Below are 20,446 nucleotides of genomic sequence, written 5' to 3'. Positions count from 1 at the left end.
CTCCTTCCGGCACGCCATCTCTCATCGCAGCGCCGTCATGATCGTCGGCAGCCCCTTCGGCGCGCCGCCCTCGATCAGCCGCCACAGCGCGCCGGTGTCGAGGTGCTCCTCCACCAGGTCACCCAGCACGTCCACGGTCCGCTCACGCAGCGCGGCGAACGAGGTGTCCGGCGCGACCTCGAACCCGTGCCGCCCCGCCAGCCGCGCCGCCTCGGTCAGAAAGACCCGCCGGAACGCGTCCGACTCGAACGCCCCGTGCCAGTGGGTGCCGAAAACGTTGCCCGCGACCGCCCCCTCCGCCGTCCCGTCCGGCCGCCGGATCAGCGGCCGTTCGGCGCTCCGGGTCACCTGCCCGTGGTGGATCTCGTAACCCTTGACGGGCACCCCGTCGAACGCCGTCCCGCTCGGCAGCGCCAGGGTCTTGCGCTCGGCGAAGGCGATGTCGACCGGCAGCAGCCCGAGCCCCGCGACGCTGCCCTGCCGGCTCTCCACCTCGTCGTCGATGCGCTCGGCGAGCATCTGGAACCCGCCGCAGATGCCCAGCAGCGGCCGCCCCGCCTTGGCGTGCCGCAGGATCGCGTCAGCCAGCCCCCGTTCGCGCAGCCACGCCAGATCGTCCACGGTGGACTTGCTGCCGGGCACCACGACGAGGTCGACGTCGGCCAGGTCCGCCGGCTCCACCGTCAGCCGCACCTGCACACCCGGTTCGCAGGCCAGCGCCTCGGCATCCGTCGCGTTGGACAGCCGAGGCAGCCGGATCACCGCCACCCGCAGCCACTGACTCCCGCGCGCCGGGGCCGGCCGGCCGAGCACCCTCCCGTCATATGCGAGCGAGTCCTCGGCATCCAGCCACAGGTCATAGGACCACGGCAGCACTCCGAGCGTCGGCCGCCCGGTGAGCGCCGTCAGCGACTCCACGCCCGGCCGCAGCAGCCCCGCGTCGCCGCGGAACTTGTTGATGACGAACCCGCTCACCAGCGCCTGGTCCTCGGCGTCGAGCAGCGCCACGGTCCCGAACAACGCGGCGAACACCCCGCCCCGGTCGATGTCGCCGACCACGATCACGGGCAGGTCCGCCGCCCGGGCGAGCCCCATGTTCGCCAGGTCCATCGCCCGCAGGTTGATCTCCGCCGGGCTGCCCGCCCCCTCACAGATCACCACGTCGTGCCGGCGCCGCAGGTCGTCCAGCGTCTCCAGCACCGTGCCACGCAGCCGGTCCTTGATCTCCGCGTAGTTCGCGGCACCGATGTGCCCGACCGCCTGGCCCAGCACGATGACCTGGCTGCGCCGGTCGGAGCCGGGCTTGAGCAGCACCGGGTTGAACCGCACGCTCGGCGCGAGGCCGCACGCGACCGCCTGCAACGCCTGCGCGCGCCCGATCTCGCCGCCGGTGCCGTCCGGCTCGATCGCCACCGCCGAGTTGTTCGACATGTTCTGCGCCTTGAACGGCGCGACGTTGACCCCCTGCCGGTGCAGCCACCGGCAGATTCCCGCCGTCAGCAGGCTCTTGCCCGCATCCGACGTCGTTCCCGCGACGAGCAGACCACCCTTGCCTTCCACGCCGCCCATTCTGGACCCGGGGTACGACACAAAACCGCCCCGACCGCGCGGTGTGAACATTTGACTACCGAGAGCTACGCGTCGGCGGGCGGGCGCCGAAAGTGTCAGAGGGCAGCGGTACGTTCCCGGCATGAAATTCTCGGCAGGCGCACGAGCGGACGCGGTCGGCATCGTGCTCGGCGCGGTTCTCGACGCGATCTTCGGCGATCCCCGGCGTTGGCACCCAGTCGCCGGCTTCGGCCGCTTCGCAGGCGCGCTGGAGCGGCGGCTCTACGCCGACAACCGATGGGCCGGCGCCCGGTTCACGGCCGCCGCGGTCGGCGCACCGGTGATGGCCGCAGCGATTGCCGCGCGACTCACCCGCGACCGCCCCGTCGCCCGCACTGCCGTCGTCGCCGCCGCCACCTGGTCAGCTCTGGGCGGCAGCAGTCTCGCCCGCGAGGGCCGGGTCATGGCCCGGCGCCTGTCGTCCGGCGACCTGGCCGGCGCCCGGGCCCAGCTGCCCAACCTGTGCGGCCGCGAGCCGGCCGGCCTGCAGGAACCGGAGCTGGCCCGGGCGACCGTCGAGTCACTCGCGGAGAACACCTCGGACGCCGTCGTCGCACCGCTGTTCTGGGCCGCGGTCGCGGGCGTGCCCGGCATCGTCGGATACCGGGCCGTCAACACCCTCGACGCCATGGTCGGCCACCGTTCGCAGCGATACGCGCTGTTCGGCACCGCCAGCGCCCGCCTCGACGACGCCGCCAACCTGGCCCCGTCCCGACTGACCGCCGCACTGACGGTGGCCGCGGCACCCCTGGTCGGCGGCAGCCCGACCCGCGCCCTGCGCACCTGGCTGCGCGAGGGTTCCCGCCACCCGAGCCCGAACTCGGGCCAGTGTGAGTCCGCCGCGGCCGGCGCGCTGGGTGTCAGGCTGGGGGGCCGCAACGTGTACGGCTCGCGGGTCGAAGAGCGCCCGCACCTGGGAGACGGGCCGCCTCCGAACCCGGTCGACGTGCGCCGCGCCGCAACCCTCACCATCGCCGTCGGCGCTGCGGCGGTCGTCCTGGCCGCGACCACCCGCCTGGCCCTGGGCCGTCGCCAACGCCGCCGAAAAAACTGACATCGGATCGACACAAAGGGAGCACGAACGGGGAAGACCGGCGACGAGGGAGGTGATCGAGCGTGGTTGATGCAGGCCGTGCCGGGTGGCGAAGGGCGAGAAGACCGACCGGCAGTGCTCGCCTAGCAAGCAGATGGTGCAAAAACAAGAGCTTGTCTCACATCCGTCACAGTCTTACCTTGCTGTCGTGCAGCTCGTGCTCCTGCCTGTTCTCGCACCTCTTCGCGACGTTCGGCGCAACGAGGTGCACTCGCCCGTGCTCGATGAGTTCATGGGTGGGCTGGGAGTCGGCTACAGTTACGGGCCGCCGTTCGGCCAGCGTCTCGTCACGTGGGCCGATCTGCAGCGCCTGGAACTTCCCCGCCGCATGCTTCGCCGACAGGCCGCCTACAACCTCGATGCGCGGCTCGACGCCGTCGCCGTCCACGGACAGCCGCCGGCCCTCATGCTCAACTTCGAGGGGATCGCCTCCAGTCTGCTGCTGGCGGAAGGGCTGTGGGCGAGCCTCGAGCGGTGCGTGCCCGGCGAGCTCGTGGTCGGGGTGCCCGCGCGGGACGTCGTCATCGTCACCGGGTCGCAGTCGCCGCCGGGGCTGGCGAAGGTGCGGCGTGCGGTGGACCGGGTGTTCTTCGCCGGGGACCGGCACCTGCTGTCGCGGAAGCTGCTGGTCCGGCGGCGGGGCATCTGGGAACCGTTCGCCACCAGCCAGGGCCGGGCGCCCGAGGCCGCATACTCCGAAACCGTGCGCTATTAGGAGACGACCTGCCCGCGCCCGAGGCCGACGCACACCCTGGGGGTCGGCAACGCCACGCGTCCAAGAGCCTGGACAAGCCAGCCCCGCGCGCTGACCGATGGGCGAACACCAAACGCGCCGGCTCGGGGCGGGTGACGGGGCGGACACCTCGCCGCCGCTGGGACGCGGATCGGGTGACGGGGCGGACACCTCGCCGCTGGGGCGGATCGGGCGCGACCCTGCGCAGCTGGCGGTGCTCGCGACGCACGCGGGAGGGCTCAGGATGAAATCAGGCGCTCAGGGAGGTGCGTTCGACTCATCCGCTTGCGAGGTCGGTGGCGATGCGGCGTAGTACGTCCTCGGCGGGTTCGCCGGTGCGGCGGGTGTGGTCGAGCAGGATGAGTGCGGCGAGGTTGGTCATGCCGGTGAAGGCGCGGCCGATGTCGGCGACCGCGTCCTCGTCGCCGATCATCTGCTGCAGGTAGCCGCTGCGGGTTTCGCTGTCCTGCGGTGACTGGAAGAGCAGTGTCAACACGCCGATGGCGTTGCGGGTGTCATCGATGCGCCGCTCGTCCATGGCACCAAACACTACGCTGGCCTTTTGGAGAGCGCTCTCGCAACCGCCGAAGGGCTGATTGACTTCAATGCCTGCCTGCCCAGAATAAACGCCGGAGCGCGATGCGGAGGGGAGCACCGATGGGCACCGTGGCGAGTCGCATCACCGTGCCGTTCGCGGGTGAGGGGACCGGCACCGCCCCTATGACCTGGGCCCAGGTCGGCATCTGGAAGACGATGGTCGCGACCGGGATCAACATGAACATCGGCGGCACGGTGCCGATGCCGGACGGCACGCCCGTCGAGGAGATGACGACGCTGCTGCGATACCTCGCGAGCCGCCACCAGTCGCTGCGCACCCGCTTGCGCTTCGGGCCCGACGGCTCGGCCGAGCAGGTGCTGTCCGACTCCGGCGAGCTCGAGTTCGAACTGCTCGACGTGGGGCCGGATGACGACGCGGCGGCCGTCGCCGAGCGGCTGCGGGCCCGATACGCGGCCGAGCCGTTCGACTACGAGCGCGAGTGGCCGGTGCGGATGGGAGCCGTACGCCGCGGCGGCTCGCTGACCCACGTCGTGCTCATGTACTGCCACCTCGCCGTCGACGGGTTCGGCATCGACGCGATCGTGCGCGACATGCCGAATCTGGACCCGGCGACCGGTGAGGCCAAGGTGCAGGTCACCGCGCTGACGCCGTTCGAGATGGCGGTCCGGCAGGGCGGCGGCAGCGGGCACCGGGCCTCGGAGAAGTCGCTGCGCCACTGGGAGCAGGTGCTGCGCGCGATCCCGCAGCGGCGCCTGGGCACGTCGAATGACCCGCGCGCGCCGCGCTACTGGGAGCTGACGCTTCGCTCCCCCACACTGCGTCTGGCCCTGCAGGTGATCGCGCAGCGCACCGGAGTCGGCGTCGGGCACGTGGCGCTCGCCGCGTACGCGGTCGCCCTGGCCCGGCGGACCGGCATCAACCCCAGCGTCGCCCAGCTCGTGGTGAACAACCGGTTCCGGCCCGGCTGCGGCGACTCGGTCAGCCAGCTCGCCCAGCTCGGCATCTGCGCGATCGACGTGGACGGCATCGGCTTCGACGAGGCGGTCCGGCGCGCGTTCACCGCGGCGACGAGCGCGAACATGCACGCGTACTACGACCCAGCGGGCCTGGACGAGGTCGTCGCGCGGGTGCGGGCCGAGCGGCCGGAGCTGGAGTACGACATCATCGTGAACGACCGGACGGCCTTCACCGCGCCCGCCACGGTCGGTGACGCGCCGGACGCGGAGCGCATCGAGGCCGCCCGCCCGCTGACCACCACGTGGTGGAGCCGGCGCGTGGACGCGCTCGACGCGGTGCTCAACATCAGCTTCGACACCACGCCGGACGCGGTCGACGTGACGATCTGCGCCGACACCCACCGCCTGGGGCCCGCCGACATCGAGGCGCTGGCCCGCGAGCTGGAGTCGGTGGCCGTCTCGGCGGCGGCACCGAGAATTCCCGCCGGCGCTGTCGAAACCGCGGGGGTCCGTCCGACGCGGGGGTGAAGGCACACCCGCAACCGCGATGTCATTCCAGGCGTACCTCGACGCGCTCGAGACCAAGACCGGCAAGACCCCGCGCGAGCTGCTCACCGTCGCCGCCGAGCGCGGCTTCTGCAGCTCCGCGGTGAAGGCGGGCGCGGTGATCGAGTGGCTCAAGGACGACTACGGCGTGGGCCGCGGCCAGGCGATGGCGCTCGTCCACGTGATCAGGAACGGGCCGAAGATCTCCAGCAAGCACGTCGGTACGACCGGAACCCACCGCGGCGAGAGACGGCTGGACGGCCGGGCCACCAAGCCCGGCGTGTGATCACCGTCGGGCAGCTCGCGGCCTGCGCGGGCGCGACCGTCACGGTGCCGGGAAAGCGTGACCAACCGCGGAGGGTGAGGCTGCGGGAGCAGCGGTCCGGACCACGGCGGACATCGCGGTAGCTCTCCGGATTGTTGAAAAGCGCGGGCGCCGCGGACCGTAACGACCCGCGGCGCCCGTGTCGGTGCCGCGCCGGGCCTATGCTGCGGAGCAGACCACGCCGTTGAGCGTGAACGCCGACGGCAGGATGTTCGGACCGCTGTAGCTGCCCACGAAGCCGATGCTCGTGGTGCCGCCGCTCGCGGGCAGGGTCGTGTTGAAGTCGGCCGGGGTCACTCGGACCGTGGTGCCCGTCTGGGTCCACGTGCCGTTCCAGCCGCTGCTCACGCTCTGCCACGTGGTGGGCCACGTGAAGGTCAGGGTCCAGTTGTTGATCGGGGACGCGCCCGTGTTGGTGATGTCGACGTTGCCGACGAAGCCGTTGCCCCAGTCGTTGGCGTCGGTGATGCGGACGCTGCACGTGCTGGTGGCCGGGGTGCCGGTCACGAACGTCAGCGGCGGCGACGACCAGCTTACGCGGCCCGCTCCGTCGCGGGCGAGGACGTTCACGGTGTACCGGGTGCCCGGCGTCAGGTTCGTGGCCGTGAACGTGGTGCTCGTGGTCTCGCCGAGCTGCTCGCTGCGGGCGCCGTACTGCTTGTAGATCTCGTACTTCACGCCCGGCTGGGATGACGGCCAGGTGAGGGTGACACTACGGTCGGTGATGGCCGAGGTGGACGGGCGGACGGGGGCGGACGGGGCGCCTACACTCGGGGTCGCCGGGTGCAGGGTCAGGACCGTCAGCGAGTAGGGGGCGAGCGTCTGCGCGGCCGCGGTGCCCGTCTGGGCGCTCGTGATGCCGGCGGCGCCGTTGAGGAACGTCTCGACCGTCGGGGCGGCCGTCGCCGGGGAGTAGCCGTCGTAGGCGATCTTCACGGCGTGGGCGTTGGCCGGGTCGAGGTTGAGCAGGAGCACGGACAGGTCGCCGTTGGACCGGCGGGCCGCGTGGGCGGCGACGAGCGCGTTGTCGGTGCCCGCGCGGATCAGCTGGTCGCCGGGCTTGGCGAAGGAGTGCATGAGCTTGAGGGCGTGGTACGGGGCGAAGGGGGTGTTCTTGGCGGGCTGGCACACGGTGTTGTCGGCGTTGCAGTTGCCGCTGGAGAGCATGCCGAAGTCGCCGTAGTCGGTCTGGCCGCCGACGGTGGAGACGGTGCCGATGCCGTTGTGCACGTCCCACCAGTCGACGGTGAAGACGCCGTTCTCCAGCATGCCGCTGTAGGTCTGGGCGAGGAACAGCGCGCCGGGCTGCGTGTTCTGGCCGACGCCGACGTTGGTCTCGGTGAGGCTGACGCCGATGCGGCCGGAGTTCGCGCCCGCGTACTTCGCGATCTGCTCGCGCGTCGCGAACATGATGTCGTCGATCTGGGCCGCCTTGGTCAGCGAGTCCGCCTCGCTGCTGCCGCCCGGGTACCAGTGCAGGTCGACGAAGTCGATGGACGGACCGGCGATCGAGAGCACGACCTGGTTCCAGGTGCCCGCGTCGCCGCCGCCGACGAGCCCGTCGGGCCAGTTCGCCGGGGTGGTGAGCACGGCGCCGACCTTGATGGTCGGGTCGACCGCCTTCATCGCCTGGGCGAACGCGACGACGCCCTCGGCGTAGGCCTTCGGGCTCTTGTCGGCGTGGTCGTCGGCCTCCCACGCGGCGCCGTAGTGGCCGTTGCCGTAGTTCTCGTTGCCGATCGTCCAGTACTTGGCCTTGTAGCTTTTGGTGACGTTGGCGTACCGCACCCAGTCGGCCGCCTCCTGCGCCGTGCCGGTGCCGTAGTTCGCGATGATCATCGGCTGCGCGCCGATTCGCTGCGCCGAGGCCATGAACGTGTCGAAGTCGGTGCCCGGCGCGACGTATCCGCCGGGCGCGGTGTGCGTCTGCCAGTGGTAGATGTCGGCGTACGAGCCACCGGGGTAGCGCAGCATCCCGACGCCGGCGGCGCCGAGCAGGTCGGACACGGCCGTGGTGCCGAGCTCGGAGTCCCAGATGGCGTCGTTGACGCCGAGCGCGGTGTCGGCGACGGTGGCCAGGCCGGCGCGCGCGTTGACGGTGACGTTGACGGGTGCGGGATCGGCGTACGCGCTGGACAGCGGCATGCTGCCCAACGCGCCGGCCGCGACGAGCAGCGCGAGCGCGCCGGCGGCGCGGCGCACTGAACCCTGGGGCATGGCGGCGGACCTCTCGCTCGGGGTGTGAAACGCTTCGATCCGTCAGCTGAGCCGGGCGCGCGCCGCCGGGCAAGCACCTGCCCGTGTTGTCGGCATTTGTCGATCGACCGGCGCGAACCTTTCACTTGTCAACTGCTGCCGATCTGCGGAATCAACTACGACGTGGGCACGCGCACCGGCCCGTTCCTGTCGCGCCGCGATCTCGTGGTCATCCGCGACGAGCTGCGCTGTGCTGGCACCGACCCGGAACGCCGGCTCATGACGGCGGAGATCGTGCTGGGGCTGGACCTTGAGCGTCTCGGGGCGTCGAGCAGCGCGGCGGGATGGCCTGGGCCATCCCGCCGCTTGGCGGGGCCCTTCGTACGCGACGTGGCCCTCCATCGACCTGCTGAACATCCTCGACGAGGAGGGCATGGCGGGCTCATTCGTCTTCACGTTCGCCGCGCCAGCACTGCCGCACCGGCCGGATCCGGCCCACGACCTGGACATGGCCTCGTACGGCGTCGTCCGCTTGGCCGCTGGGCTCTTCCACGCCCTAGCCGAACGCAACGCGGGCTGAGATGTCCGCGATTCGTCGTTCTCGTGGCTGGCGCAGGCGCAGTTCGAAGAATTATCATGTGACGTGAGACCGGCATCTTCCCCCGTGGATGCCGGTCTCCACATTTCTGGCCTGCGGTTTCGCGCGGACGCATAGCAGATCACCGGGCGCCGCGCGACCCCGTCCACAAGCGGTCGGTTATCCACAGATCCGGGGTTCGCGCCCGGCGGCGCTCGGCGTGGTTCGGGCAGGCTCTCCCTCGACACATCCGAGACTTGGAGGGAGAACGGACCGTGTTCGAGACCATGGTCACCATCGTCGGCAACGCGCTCAACGCGCCGGACAGCCGGCGGCTGGTGGACAGTCAGACGCTGGTCACGACGTTCAAGGTGGCGTCGACGTCGCGGCGGTTCGACCGGGCCACCGAGCGGTGGGTGAACGGCGACAGCCTGCGGGTGCGGGTGAACTGCTGGCGCCAGCTCGCCGAGAACGTGGCCCGCAGCGTGCAGGTCGGCGATCCGGTGATCGTGACCGGGCGGCTGTACAGCCGCGACTGGGAGTCCGAGGACCACGTGCGGCGGGTCAGCTACGAGCTCGACGCGCAGACGGTCGGGCACGACCTGACGCGCGGGCGGGCGAAGTTCGCGCGGATCAAGCCGCACACCGCGACGAGCGCCATCGACGACGAGCTCGCCGAGGCGCGCGTGGGCGAGGCGCCGACCACCCCGGCCGACGAGGTCAACGGGCTGCCGCGCCGCCGGGCGTACGACGAGGATCTGGGCGGATACGTGACCGTCGTCGAGGAGGACGACCCGTTCGCCGAGGACGTGCTGGCCTCGCTCGACCCGGACCAGGCCAAGGCGTTCGAGGCCAACCTGACCGCGGAGCTGGAGGCGCTGGCCTCGACCCCCGCGACCGGCGAGGAGCCCGAGCCCGAGGAGGCGGACGACGAGGACGAGGACGTCGACGTGGAAGAGGCCGAGGCGGCCGAGGAGGCGAGCGACACCGCGCCGGGCGGGCGAAGACGGCCGCGCAGCCGCGTGCCGGCGGGCGTCTGAGGACCGGCGGCGGGCCGCGTGCAGGGAACATTCCCCGTCATCGCGGGCGGCCCGCCGCCAACCCGGTTGCCCCACAACGCCGTGGCGTGCTGTCCTTAGGCTCGGCAATCCGGCTCCCCGCAGCCAATCGGGCCCGGGATGGCGGTAGCCTGTGCGACGACATGCGCTCGTAGCTCAGTGGATAGAGCAGGGGACTTCTAATCCCAAGGTCGTAGGTTCGAGTCCTACCGGGCGCACCACATTCCTTCAAGCATTCGCACCGTTCGACGCTGTCGAGGCCGCCGCGACAGGCGGGGTCGGGGTTGTCCGGCCCGCCGAGCGCGTCATCGATTCGCCCGGCAGCCTCCTGCCGCTTGGCCGGGTCGGTGAGAGTCGATCCCGGCTACTCGTAGACGGTGGCTTCGGCGAAGAGCTTCCAGGTGGGTGGGTCGGGGAAGGGCTCGCCGAAGTTGTGGTGGGGCTGCGGGTGAGCGGTGAGGGATCGTGACAGGGCTTCGAGGAAGGTTTCCAGTGTCACGGTCTCCCAGTCGCCTGGGTGCGCTTCGAGGTCGTTGCGCATTTCGTCGACGATGCGTGTGACGTTGGCGAGGGAGGTGACCTGGTCGAGGTCGCCGGTCTCGGCGGGCCGGCCGCTGTCGTAGGGGCTTCTCATCGCGGTATCGCGCCCGCCCGGGGCACTGTGTGCGTCTTGCGGGCCGGCTTGCCTTGAGGTTGCGGACGGGCGGGTGGGTCGCTGTCGTCGGAGGTTGTCGCGAGTTTGGTGTTGGTGACGGTCTTGCCGGCGTGAAGCCGCCCACACGTTGGCGCGGGAGCAGGTGGACGCGGCGCTTGGCGTACTTCGCCCCTTCGTCGGTCGGGCTGTGATCGGGGGCGCGGGGGTGAGCAGGTGACGCGGCGCGGCAACGGGTCACCGGTGCCTGGGAGAAGCCTGCCCTGCGGGTTTCGGCGAGTGCTGGCAGACTGCGGCGATGGCTTCCTTTGATCAATTGTTTGCGCAGCATGTTGCCACGGCTATGGGGCGGCAGCTGGCGTTGGCCGAGCTTGTCGAGGAGCGTGACTGGCAGCTGGATCTCGGCAGCGGGACGGTGGCGTTCGGGGGTGATCTGCGGTACGGCGTTCAGCTTCTGGGCACCGAGAGCCACCGCGACGGCACGTGGTTGTGGGCGTGGGCCAACGAGGCGAGCAACCTTCCGCCGGGCCTGCTGCACCTGTGCACGTGGCTGCGCGACTATGGCCGGCGCGAGGGCGTTGCGGAGCTCGCCACACCCGGCTTGCCATTGGAGCGCGCCGACGGGCACCGTCTGGCCCTGATCGCCTCGGGGCTGACCGGCCGGCCGTACTACCGCGGGCCGTACGACGGCGGTGCGGTCTTCTTCCATCTGGAGGGCATCCCGGCGCAGGTCACGGACCCGGTCCGGCCGGAGCGCGCCCTGAGCGTGCTCAACCAGGTCATCATGGCCTTCGAGGTCGACCACCGCACCGCCGCCGCGGCGTTCCTGCAGCAGCAGGGCTGGCGGGTCGAGGCGGCCGCGGCGGCGATCACCGCCACGCATCCGACCGGCTCGTCGATCCGGATCGAGTTCGATCACCTGGGCCGCCTCAGCGACATGTCCGGCACCCTGGCCGCCGAACGGTAGAAGGCCAGCGGGAGGCGACGGGCGCGGTCAAGTCTGCATGCGTAAGCCCACGTCGTCCCGTGTCTGATCGCGGACGGTGAGGCCGCGGGAGCGGCGGTCCTGACCGCGGCGGACATCGCGGTAGCTCGAATCTGTTTTTGGGTCCTGGTTTTTGCTTCCATCGTGGCCGGGTCGCGCCGATAGGTCGGGCATGGAGGCGCTCCGGCGGACGCGCGTCGTCACGCGACTGGTGGTCGGGTTTCTCGTCGTTTCGCTGTGCGTGGTCGCCATCTGGTTGGCGGCGATCTCGTCGGCGGGCGGAACGCGGGACACCGCCGAACATTTGTCGGCCTCGCAGGCCCAGCTCGACGCGGCCGAGCAGCTCAAGTTTCGCATCACCGACATATCCGGCTGGCAGGTCGGGTACGCGTTCGATGTGGTTCGCGGGGAGCCCGGGTCCACCGACGACACCGCCGAGACGCGGGCCGCGTACCTGCAGTCCATGCGCGACTTCAGCGCCGAGCTCGACACCATGGCGAAGCTGCCGCTCACCGCGGATGAGCAGAGCGTCGTGCAGTCGATCCGGACCGCCTACGCCGACTTCGTCGCGCTCGACGACCGGGTCATCGCCGCCTACCGCGCCGGGACGGCCGCGCAGACGCAGGCCGCCAACGAGCTCGTGGTGGGCGAGGGGCTGGAGGTGTACGGCCGGATCGCCGACGGCGTCGACAAGCTGCTCAGCACGGCGCGGCAGCGGGCGGCCGCGGCGCAGCAGCAGGCGCACTCCACCGCGAACCGGACCAGCCGGACCGCGAACATCGTGGGGATCATCGCGCTCGCGCTGTCGATCGTGCTCGCCGTCGCGCTGTCGCTGTCCGTCATCCGGCCGCTGCGGGCGATCCGGGACCGCCTGGCGGACATCGCGGAGGGCGACGGCGACCTGACCAAGCGGCTCGCGGTGAGCGGGCACGACGAGTTCACCACGGTGAGCCGCGAGTTCAACACGTTCGTGGACAAGGTGGCGGCGACCGTGCGGACGATCGGCGGGTCGGCGCAGACCGTGGCGGTGGCGAGCCAGCGGCTCACCGACACCTCGACGCGGATCATGGCCAGCGCGCAGGAGACGGCGGCGCAGTCGGGGATCATCGTCAACTCGGCCGACGAGGTCTCCGACAACGTGCGGACGGTCGCGACCGGGGCGGAGCAGATGAGCGCCTCGATCCAGCAGATCGCGGGCACGGCGGCCGAGGCGGCGCGGGTCGGCGGGCAGACGGCGGAGCTCACGCAGTCCGCGTTCGATCTCATCGGGCGGCTGTCGGGCTCGTCGCGGCAGATCGGCGACGTGGTCAAGGTGATCACCGACATCGCCGGGCAGACGAACCTGCTCGCGCTCAACGCGACCATCGAGGCGGCACGCGCGGGCGAGTCCGGCAAGGGGTTCGCGGTCGTGGCCAACGAGGTCAAGGAGCTGGCCCAGGAGACCGGGCGGGCCACCGGGGACATCGCGGCCAAGGTGGCGAGCATCCAGTCGGACACCACGGCCGCGACGGAGGCGATCAACCAGATCGTCGAGATCACCGGGCGGCTCGGCGACTACCAGCACACGATCGCGGCGGCCGTGGAGGAGCAGACCGCGACGACCAACGAGATGAGCCGCAACATCTCGCGGGCCGCGGCCGGCTCGGCCGGCATCGCGGCGAACATCTCCACGATCTCGGATGCCGCCCGCGTCACCACGGGCGGCGTCGAGGAGACCCGCACGGCCGCCGAGGAGCTCTCGGAGATGAGCCGTGACCTGCGCGAGCTGGTCGGGCAGTTCCGCGTCTGACGCGGGCCCGCGGCGAGGCCGGGCGGGCCGGCACGCGACGTTCGAGGACGCCACCGGCGGCGGGAATCCTCGCACGGCTCAGGTGTGCCGCCCCAGGGCCTGCTCCGCCTCGGCGGTCATCGCCGCGATCACCTCGGCGGCCGGGCGCACCGACCGGACCAGCCCGACGCCCTGCCCGGCCAGCAGCGCCATCTCCTCCAGGTCGCCGGTCGTGGCCTCGCGCATCGGGACCAGGTTGGAGAAGCGGTGCATCGGCACGCGCTGCCCGCCCAGCACCGTCTCGCCGATCACCGGCAGGGCGGCGTCCGGGATGTCGGCGGTGCGGCCGGCCCACTCGCGGACCACGCGGTTGCGCAGCACGCGCATCGGGTTGAACTGCGGCATGTCGGGGCCGAAGAGGGCGGTGCTCACGGTGTCCCCGGCGGAGGCCTCGACAAGCCTGCTCTTGTACCCCTCGTGCGCCGCCGACTCCGCGGTGGCCACGAGCCGCGTGCCGACCCACGCGCCGTCCGCGCCGAGCATGAGCGCGGCGGCCAGGCCCCGCCCGTCGGCGATCCCGCCCGCGGCGAGCACGAGGGCGTGCGCGCCGACCGCGTCGGCGACGAGCGGCAGCAGCGCGAACAGCGGCAGCGTCGAGGCGTTGTGCCCGCCGGCCTCGCTGCCCTGGGCGACGACCACGTCGACGCCGCCGCCGGCCGCGCGCTCGGCCGCCTCGACCGAGCCGACCTGCTCGAAGACCTTGACCCCGGCGGCGTGCAGCTGGTCGATCCAGGCCTGCGGCGGGTGGCCCCAGTGGAAGGAGACGACCGCGACCCCGGCCTCGCAGGCCGCGTCGATCTGCTCGGACGTGGTGAAGATGGTGATGAAGTTGACGTTGAACGGCCGGTCGGTGCCGGCCCGGATCGCCGCGATCGTCCCGGTGAGCGCGGGCGCGGGCATCAGCCCGACGCCGAGCGAGCCGAGCGCGCCGGCGTTGCTGACGGCGACGGCGAGGTCGGGTGTCATGCCGACGAAGGCCATCCCGGCCTGGGCGATCGGCGTGGTCAGGCCGAACGCGTCGGTGAAGCGGGTCCTCATGCACCCACCGTGTCAGAACCCCGTCGAAACCATGTCGCAGCCGGTGCAGCCGGGCGTTGCATTGGGTGCAGCGACAAGAAGCCGACAGACGCCCGGGGGAGGGGCAGATGCAGTGGTCGACGGGGGATCGGGCGCCGGGTGAGCAGTTCGCGTACTGGCGCGAGCTGATCTGCGCGGCCTTCCTGGCGCTGACGCCGGAGTCGGACCTGCGGGGCGAGTTCGCCGGGCGGGTGACGCAGTGGCCGCTGGGGCCGCTGGCCCTGGCCCGGATCGCCTCGCAGCGCCAGGTCGTCCGCCGCACCGAGGACGACATCGCCCGCTCGCCGGTGCACGGCTACTACGCCAACCTGCAGGTGCGCGGCACGAGCCTGATGGCCCAGGGCGATCGGGTCACCCTGCTGCGCCCCGGCGAGCTGGGGCTGGTCGGCACCGACCGGCCGTTCCGCTTCGAGTTCGGGACGGACTTCGAGCAGCTGTCGCTCTTCGTCCCCGCCGGGCTGCTGCCGGGGCCGGTGCCGACGGCGAGCGCGCTGCCGACGCACGCCGGGGTGGGCGCGGCGGTACGGCTGGCGCTGGAGTCGGTCCCGGCGGTCCGCCGCCCCGAGCGCCTCGCGGTGCACGCGGCCGGGATGCTGGCCGTGGCCCTCGACCCAGGGATCCGCGAGCCGCCGGTGAAGGCGCCGAGAACGCACGCGGCCGCGGTCGCGGACGTCGAGGAGCACCTGACCGATGACGATCTCTCCCCCGCCGCGACCGCGCGCCGGCTCGGCATCTCGGTGCGGCTGCTGCACGGCCTGTTCGCCGGCCGCCCGGAGTCCTACGCGGCGACCATGCGCCGGCTGCGGCTGGAGAGGGCGGCCCGGGATTTGCGCGACCCGGCCCTGTCCCACCTGCGGGTGATCGACATCGCGACGGAGGCCGGCTTCGTCAACGTGGCGAGCTTCCATCGCGCGTTCCGGCGGAGGTACGGGCGCACGCCGAACGAGATCCGAAGCCAGATGCGTGAGTAGACATCCAGGTGATCCTTGGGGACCGGCGGGATCAACTCGGACCGGTGAGGAAGGCCCCGACGAAGCCTCTCACCTGGGCGCGCAGCCATTGGTGGGCGCCGTCGGCGTCGAACCTCGCGTGCCAGGCCTGGGCCAGCTCGATCGGGGGCAGGTCCAGGCCCGGCACGTGCAACGGCACTAGCCCGAGGGCCTCGACGGTGGCCCGCCCGATCCGCTCCGCGCCCAGCCCCACCAGGTCGGTCTGGGCCACGATGAGCATCGCGGCCGCGTACGTCGGCGTGGCCAGCGCCACCCGGCGGTGCAGCCCGCACGCCTCCAGCTGCGCGTCGATCGGCCCGCTGAGCTTGCCCCGCCGCGACGCGCTCACGTGGACCGCGTCAGCGAACCGGCGCAGCGTCAGCCGGCCGCGGGTCAGCGGATGCCCGGCCCGCACCACCGGGACCAGGCGCTCGTGGCCGAGTACCTCCACGCGCACCTCCGGCGGCGGGTCCGCGACCACGCCGATGTCGAGGTCGACGTCGCCCGAGCGCAGGGCGGCGGTTTCGGTCTGCGGGGTCTCGCCGAGGAAGCGCAGCCGCACGCCCGGGGCCTCGGCGCCGATCCGGCCGACGAGCGGGGCGGCGACCGATACCGCGATGTCGCTGGCCAGCAGCGTGAACGTGCGCTGCAGGGTGGCGAGGTCGGGCTCGCCCGGCGGCGCGAAGACGGCCTGGGCCCGCTGGAGCAGGTCGCGTACCTCGTCCCGGATCGCGACCGCGCGCGGCGTCGGCACCATGCGCCGGCCCGAGCGGACCAGCACCGGGTCGCGCAGCGCGGTACGGATGCGGGCCAGGGTGCGGCTCATCGCGGGCTCCGACAGGTGCAGGCGCGCCGCCGCGGCGGTGACGCTGTTCTCCTCGAGCAGCGCGTCGAGCGCGGTGAGGAGGTTGAGGTCGAGGTTCGCGGCATGCATGGGGTGCATTATTGCCGTACGAACTATGCATTTGAAGTTAGGTCATGCCGGCCGCACGATCGATTGGTGACGCTGTTGCTGATGGCCGCGACCGTGGTCCTGCTCCAGGCGATGGTCGCCGGGATTAACCTCGCGATCCCCTCCCTCGCCGGGAGTGCCCTGCACCCGACCCACACCGACCTGGTCTGGGTCGTCGACACCTACGTCCTGGTCTTCGCCGCGCTGCTCATCCCGCTCGGGGCCCTCGGGGACCGGATCGGGCGCAAGCGCGCGGTGCTGGCCGGACTGGCGCTGTTCGCCGCCTCGTGCGTCATCAGCGCGCTCGCCCCGAACGTGCTCACCCTGCAGATCGGCCGCGCGCTGGGCGGCGCCGCGGCGGCCCTGGCTCAGCCGGCCACCCTCGGCGTGCTGCTGGCCGTCCACAAAGACAACCGCACCAAGGCGATCACCGTGTGGACGGCCGCGCTGGGCGTCGGCGGGATCGCCGGCAACCTCGTCGCCGGCACCGTGCTGCGCTCGGCGTCGTGGCCGTGGTTCTTCGCCGTCTTCGCCCCCGCCGCGGCGCTCGTGGCGCTGTTGACCGCCGCATTGGTACCGCAGGTGCCGCGCTTCCCCGCGCGAACCTCCGCCACCGACACCGTACTGCTCGTGGCCGGCCTGTTCACCCTGCTGTACGGCATCATCGAGGGCCCCTCCCAGGGCTGGACGTCCGCCGATGTCCTGCTCGCCTTCGCCCTGAGCGGACCACTGCTGCTCGCCTTCGTCCTGCGGGGCCTGCGGGGCCGCCGCCCGCTGCTCGACCCGCGCGTGTTCACGATCCCGTCGGTGCGGGCCGGCACCCTGGGCGTGGGTGCCTCGTTCCTGGCGCTGTTCGGGCTGTTCTTCGTCAACGCGCAGTTCCTGCAGGAGGTGAAGGGGTACTCCCCGCTGCGCACCGGCTTCGCGATCCTGCCGCTGGCCGCGGGCATGATGGTCCTGTCGGCGGTCGCGTCCCGGCTCGGCCCGGGCCGCCGCGTGATCGGGGCCGGGATGGGGCTGATCGCGCTCGGCCTGGTGCTGCTGTCCTTCGTCCACGCCGGCACGCCCTACGTCTGGTACGCCCTCTGCCTGCTGGTCACGGCGGCCGGGATGGGGCTGTGCGCGCCCGCGCTCACGTCCGGGGTGCTGCACGGCCTGCCGCCGTCGCAGGCGGGCCTGGGCTCCGGCCTGAACTCGGCGGCACGCGAGGTGGGGGCGGCACTCGGCGTGGCGGTGATCGGCTCGGTCCTGAACTCGCACACATCGTTCTCCACGGGCGTCGCGACGGGCTACCGTGTCCTGGCGGCGATCCTGGTGGCCCTCGGAGCCGTGGCGGTGTCGATGTGGCCCCGCGTCTCGGCCCCGACCCCAGAGGCTCCCACGGACGCCCCGGCGCTGGTCTGACCCGACTCGGCCACGCCCGGTCCTGCCCGCGTTCCCGCGCTCGACCTTCCCGCTTCCCGAGAAGCTCCTGCCACGAAAAATCCGGCCGCTCCGCAGCCGGATTTTTCGGACTTATCATGATTTTTCATCATCGCTGCCACACACGGGCACGGAGCGGGCGCAGGCTTGGCACAGGGCACGGAGTGGGTGGCCACGGGCCGGAGCTTGGCAGGCACAGGCTTGGCGGGCGCTGGCTTGACCCAGGCGCGGGCTTGGGCTTCGCACGGGCACGGCGCGGGCAGGGGCTTGGGACGGGCACGGGTGCGGGCACGGCACTGGCGCGGGCACGGGCACGGACGGGCACGGGTTGGCACGGGCACGGGTTGGCACGGGCACCGACGGGCACGGGTTGGCACGGGCGCAGGCACGGCACGGGCGCAGGCACGGGCGCGGTGCGGACACGGACACGGACACGGACACGGGCGCGGCACGGACACGGACACGGGCGCGGACACGGACACGGGCGCGGTGCGGGTGGGAGTTCCTTGTCACGGGGTGGGTACATGGGCGGCTGGTGGCGGTATTGTTGAAGCGTCAACCAGAGGCAAGGAGTGCGCGCTCATGATTCAGATCGAAGTCTGGTCCGACATCGTCTGCCCGTGGTGCTACATCGGCAAGCGGCGGCTGGAGGCGGCACTGGCCAGCTTCCAGGGCGAGGTCAGCATCGAGTGGCGCAGCTTCCAGCTCGACCCGTCGACCCCGAGCGGCGACCCTCGCACGATCGGCGAGTCGCTCGCCGCACGCAAGGGCCTCTCGGCCGCCCAGGTCCAGGGTATGTTCGCGCACGTGACCGGGATCGCGGCGCAGGAGGGCCTGACGTACCACTTCGAGCGCGCCCGCACCGCGAACACCCTCGACGCCCACCGCCTGCTGCACTTCGCCAAGGTGCACGGCCGCCAGGGCGAGGTCAAGGAAAAGCTCATGCACGCGTACTTCACCGACGGCGCCGACATCGGCGACCACGCGACCCTGGCGGGCCTGGCCGGTGCGGCGGGGCTCGACGAGGTGGCGGCGAAGCAGGCGCTCGCGGACGGCTCGTTCGCCGAGGACGTCGAGGCGGACATCGCGCAGGCCCGGGCGTACGGCATCAGCGGCGTGCCGTTCTTCGTATTCAACCAGCGTATCGGCGTCTCGGGCGCCCAGCCGCGGGAGGTCTTCGAGCAGGCGCTGCGGCAGTCCTCGCTGACGGTGCTGCAGGCCCCGGGGGACGCCGCCTCGGGGACGTGCACCGACGATTCGTGCGCGATCTGACGGTACTGCTGCCGGGTCTTGCTCTTGAGGCCCGGCGCACGTGCATGTGCGGCCGACAATATTAGGCCGTGCAGGCGCACCGTCAAGTGTGCGCAACAGCGTCATGAACGTGAATGACTACTTTCCGGCAGGCACACCCCCGCCGTCCGGTTCTACGCTTCACTCATGACCGCTGATGTACTGCACAGCTACCGCCAGCAGGTCGCCCGCGGGGTGCGCCGGCTCGCTCCGGACGACACCGAGCAGGTGGCCCGGCTGCTGGAGCGCGACGGTCATCCCCAAGCCGAGAGCAACATCGCGGAGCGCCTGCAGCGCTGGTGCGAGCACCCGGACGGGGCCGCTTTCGTCTGGGACGAGCGCGGCAAGCTGCTGGGCGTCATCGCCGCGCACGTCATCCCCTCGTTCGAGACCGACGGTGCCTGGCTGCGGATCGTGGCGCTCGCCGTCGCCGAGGCGGCCCGCGGCCGGGGGATCGGGACCAGCCTGGTCGCGGCGGCGGAGACGTTCGGGCTGATGCGCGGCTGCTCCAGTGTGGAGGCGACCAGCCTGCGGACCCGCGAGGGGGCGCACGCGTTCTACCGGGCGCTGGGATACCAGGACCGCACCGACGCCGCCGGCCGCTTCCTGCGCCAGCTCCCCTGACCGGTTCCGTCACCGCGCTTCGCGCCGTCACCACCGCTGAACTGCTCGTCCACGCCCGGTCGCGCTCTCACCGCAGCCAGGCGTCGGCATATTTCGGGATATTTACGGATGTAGCGACCCACGGAATTCGCCCGATCTTGCCCGATTTGTAAGTTGTTGCAGGCCGAGCGAAAGACGATCGGCGAAATTCACGCCCCCAGGCGGGTGCCGAGGGCCGTCGCGACCTTCACGAGCCCGTCCTCAGCCCCGGCGGGCAGGTCGCCCCCGCCGAGATTGACCACCGACAGCACGACGATCAGGTTGCTCACGCGCATGCTGATGACCTGCGGCGCGCCGATCGCCTGGGTCCGCTGCCGGATCGCCTGGTCCCCGACGCCACCGAGCGTCTCGGTGTCGCCGCCGCCCACCGCCGTCAGGTAGCGCGACGCCAGCTGCGGGCCGCCGACGTTGCCACGCTTGGTCACCAGCGTGTAGCCGACGTTGACCTGAACCTGGCCGTCCGTGACGGTGCAGTTGTCCCCGTCGGCCTCGATCTTCGCGGCGGTGACCACGGGCGCGAAGGCCGCGGGGTCGAGGGCGTCACAGCCGGGCACGGCGCTGAAGCGTCCGGCCTCGGCGAACAGGCCCAGCGAGTACGCCATGCCGAGGGCGGTTGCGGCCACCGCCGCGAGCACCGCCACCGAGATCAGGGCAATTCGCTGCAGCCGCCGCATCGGTGCAGTCTAAGACCTGCCATAGCTCCTGGTTGATGCTCAAGCTATGCCGCCGGCACAGTGGCTGTGCCGGGTTCATCCTTTTCGCCGAGCACGCCGACCCCAGAGCGGTGGCTGGTGCTGCGCTGCGGCCGTCGCGGACCGACATCTGGAACGCCATCAGCGTACGGCCATATAGCCCAGTGCAATCGGGCGCGAATCCGATGGCACGTCGCTACATCGTCACCTGAAATCCGCGCTGCGAAAGTGTCGTACCCCTGTGC

General features: G+C 71.7%; 19 protein-coding genes and 1 tRNA gene. 13 read left to right on the top strand and 7 right to left on the bottom strand.

What is annotated here, in order from left to right; translation table 11 throughout:
* Positions 1–21: 21 nt before the first annotated feature.
* On the bottom strand, positions 22–1,560 hold the full coding sequence (locus ACQPY0_RS07250) for a cobyric acid synthase (protein WP_432986186.1): 1,539 nt from the start codon (positions 1,558–1,560) through the stop codon (positions 22–24).
* Between the two features lie 130 nt (positions 1,561–1,690).
* Here ACQPY0_RS07250 and ACQPY0_RS07245 point away from each other — a divergent pair, with 130 nt between their 5' ends.
* Both ACQPY0_RS07245 and ACQPY0_RS07240 read left to right on the top strand, forming a co-directional pair.
* Complete coding sequence (locus ACQPY0_RS07245; protein ID WP_432986185.1) at positions 1,691–2,662, top strand: cobalamin biosynthesis protein; 972 nt, start codon at positions 1,691–1,693, stop codon at positions 2,660–2,662.
* A 187-nt stretch (positions 2,663–2,849) separates the two neighbouring features.
* Entirely contained in the window at positions 2,850–3,416 is a 567-nt protein-coding gene (locus ACQPY0_RS07240) for a hypothetical protein (RefSeq protein WP_432986183.1), read from the top strand.
* Between the two features lie 295 nt (positions 3,417–3,711).
* Here ACQPY0_RS07240 and ACQPY0_RS07235 read toward each other — a convergent pair whose 3' ends face one another.
* Entirely contained in the window at positions 3,712–4,089 is a 378-nt protein-coding gene (locus tag ACQPY0_RS07235) for a hypothetical protein (protein ID WP_432986181.1), read from the bottom strand.
* Between the two features lie 2 nt (positions 4,090–4,091).
* Here ACQPY0_RS07235 and ACQPY0_RS07230 point away from each other — a divergent pair, with 2 nt between their 5' ends.
* Positions 4,092–5,477, top strand: coding sequence for a condensation domain-containing protein (locus tag ACQPY0_RS07230; RefSeq protein ID WP_432986179.1), 1,386 nt, complete (start codon positions 4,092–4,094; stop codon positions 5,475–5,477).
* A 19-nt stretch (positions 5,478–5,496) separates the two neighbouring features.
* Entirely contained in the window at positions 5,497–5,781 is a 285-nt protein-coding gene (locus ACQPY0_RS07225) for a DUF4287 domain-containing protein (RefSeq protein ID WP_432986177.1), read from the top strand.
* A 198-nt stretch (positions 5,782–5,979) separates the two neighbouring features.
* Here ACQPY0_RS07225 and ACQPY0_RS07220 read toward each other — a convergent pair whose 3' ends face one another.
* Entirely contained in the window at positions 5,980–8,037 is a 2,058-nt protein-coding gene (locus ACQPY0_RS07220; RefSeq protein ID WP_432986175.1) for a cellulose binding domain-containing protein, read from the bottom strand.
* Between the two features lie 412 nt (positions 8,038–8,449).
* On the opposite strand from ACQPY0_RS07220, the gene ACQPY0_RS07215 reads away from it, so the two are divergent.
* From ACQPY0_RS07215 to ACQPY0_RS07205, 3 genes are all read left to right on the top strand, one after another.
* The gene (locus tag ACQPY0_RS07215) at positions 8,450–8,596 is read left to right on the top strand and encodes a hypothetical protein (RefSeq protein ID WP_432986173.1); all 147 of its coding nucleotides are present in this window, start codon (positions 8,450–8,452) and stop codon (positions 8,594–8,596) included.
* A gap of 272 nt (positions 8,597–8,868) precedes the next feature.
* On the top strand, positions 8,869–9,633 hold the full coding sequence (locus ACQPY0_RS07210) for a single-stranded DNA-binding protein (protein WP_432986172.1): 765 nt from the start codon (positions 8,869–8,871) through the stop codon (positions 9,631–9,633).
* A 163-nt stretch (positions 9,634–9,796) separates the two neighbouring features.
* A tRNA-Arg gene (locus ACQPY0_RS07205) sits at positions 9,797–9,872 on the top strand.
* A gap of 143 nt (positions 9,873–10,015) precedes the next feature.
* Here the strand turns inward: ACQPY0_RS07205 and ACQPY0_RS07200 are convergent.
* Positions 10,016–10,285: a DUF7660 family protein gene (locus ACQPY0_RS07200; protein ID WP_432986170.1), complete on the bottom strand. Its 270-nt coding sequence runs from the start codon at positions 10,283–10,285 to the stop codon at positions 10,016–10,018.
* Between the two features lie 361 nt (positions 10,286–10,646).
* Here ACQPY0_RS07200 and ACQPY0_RS07195 point away from each other — a divergent pair, with 361 nt between their 5' ends.
* Together ACQPY0_RS07195 and ACQPY0_RS07190 are read left to right on the top strand one after the other, a co-directional pair.
* Positions 10,647–11,270: a DUF6882 domain-containing protein gene (locus ACQPY0_RS07195; protein WP_432986168.1), complete on the top strand. Its 624-nt coding sequence runs from the start codon at positions 10,647–10,649 to the stop codon at positions 11,268–11,270.
* A 190-nt stretch (positions 11,271–11,460) separates the two neighbouring features.
* Positions 11,461–13,077 carry a methyl-accepting chemotaxis protein gene (locus tag ACQPY0_RS07190; protein ID WP_432986166.1) on the top strand — a complete coding sequence of 539 codons (1,617 nt, stop codon included), beginning with the start codon at positions 11,461–11,463 and terminating at the stop codon, positions 13,075–13,077.
* Positions 13,078–13,155: 78 nt separating this feature from the next.
* Here ACQPY0_RS07190 and ACQPY0_RS07185 read toward each other — a convergent pair whose 3' ends face one another.
* Complete coding sequence (locus ACQPY0_RS07185; protein ID WP_432986164.1) at positions 13,156–14,154, bottom strand: NAD(P)H-dependent flavin oxidoreductase; 999 nt, start codon at positions 14,152–14,154, stop codon at positions 13,156–13,158.
* 107 nt (positions 14,155–14,261) lie between these two features.
* Here ACQPY0_RS07185 and ACQPY0_RS07180 point away from each other — a divergent pair, with 107 nt between their 5' ends.
* Positions 14,262–15,164: a helix-turn-helix domain-containing protein gene (locus ACQPY0_RS07180; protein WP_432986162.1), complete on the top strand. Its 903-nt coding sequence runs from the start codon at positions 14,262–14,264 to the stop codon at positions 15,162–15,164.
* A 31-nt stretch (positions 15,165–15,195) separates the two neighbouring features.
* Here the strand turns inward: ACQPY0_RS07180 and ACQPY0_RS07175 are convergent, their stop codons facing one another.
* The gene (locus ACQPY0_RS07175; protein WP_432986160.1) at positions 15,196–16,116 is read right to left on the bottom strand and encodes a LysR family transcriptional regulator; all 921 of its coding nucleotides are present in this window, start codon (positions 16,114–16,116) and stop codon (positions 15,196–15,198) included.
* A 66-nt stretch (positions 16,117–16,182) separates the two neighbouring features.
* On the opposite strand from ACQPY0_RS07175, the gene ACQPY0_RS07170 reads away from it, so the two are divergent.
* From ACQPY0_RS07170 to ACQPY0_RS07160, 3 genes are all read left to right on the top strand, one after another.
* Entirely contained in the window at positions 16,183–17,538 is a 1,356-nt protein-coding gene (locus ACQPY0_RS07170; RefSeq protein ID WP_432986158.1) for an MFS transporter, read from the top strand.
* A 600-nt stretch (positions 17,539–18,138) separates the two neighbouring features.
* A complete protein-coding gene (locus tag ACQPY0_RS07165; RefSeq protein WP_432986156.1) occupies positions 18,139–18,828 on the top strand; it encodes a DsbA family oxidoreductase in 690 nt (229 codons plus the stop codon).
* A gap of 165 nt (positions 18,829–18,993) precedes the next feature.
* On the top strand, positions 18,994–19,470 hold the full coding sequence (locus ACQPY0_RS07160) for a GNAT family N-acetyltransferase (protein WP_432986154.1): 477 nt from the start codon (positions 18,994–18,996) through the stop codon (positions 19,468–19,470).
* A 188-nt stretch (positions 19,471–19,658) separates the two neighbouring features.
* Here the strand turns inward: ACQPY0_RS07160 and ACQPY0_RS07155 are convergent, their stop codons facing one another.
* Positions 19,659–20,183 (bottom strand): hypothetical protein, encoded by a 525-nt coding sequence (locus ACQPY0_RS07155; RefSeq protein ID WP_432986152.1) that lies wholly within the window; start codon positions 20,181–20,183, stop codon positions 19,659–19,661.
* Positions 20,184–20,446: the final 263 nt, after the last annotated feature.

The sequence above is a fragment of the Dactylosporangium sp. CA-233914 genome, from assembly GCF_050942935.1.
Lineage (GTDB): Bacteria > Actinomycetota > Actinomycetes > Mycobacteriales > Micromonosporaceae > Dactylosporangium.
This window is presented reverse-complemented; position numbering and strand designations above follow the sequence as displayed.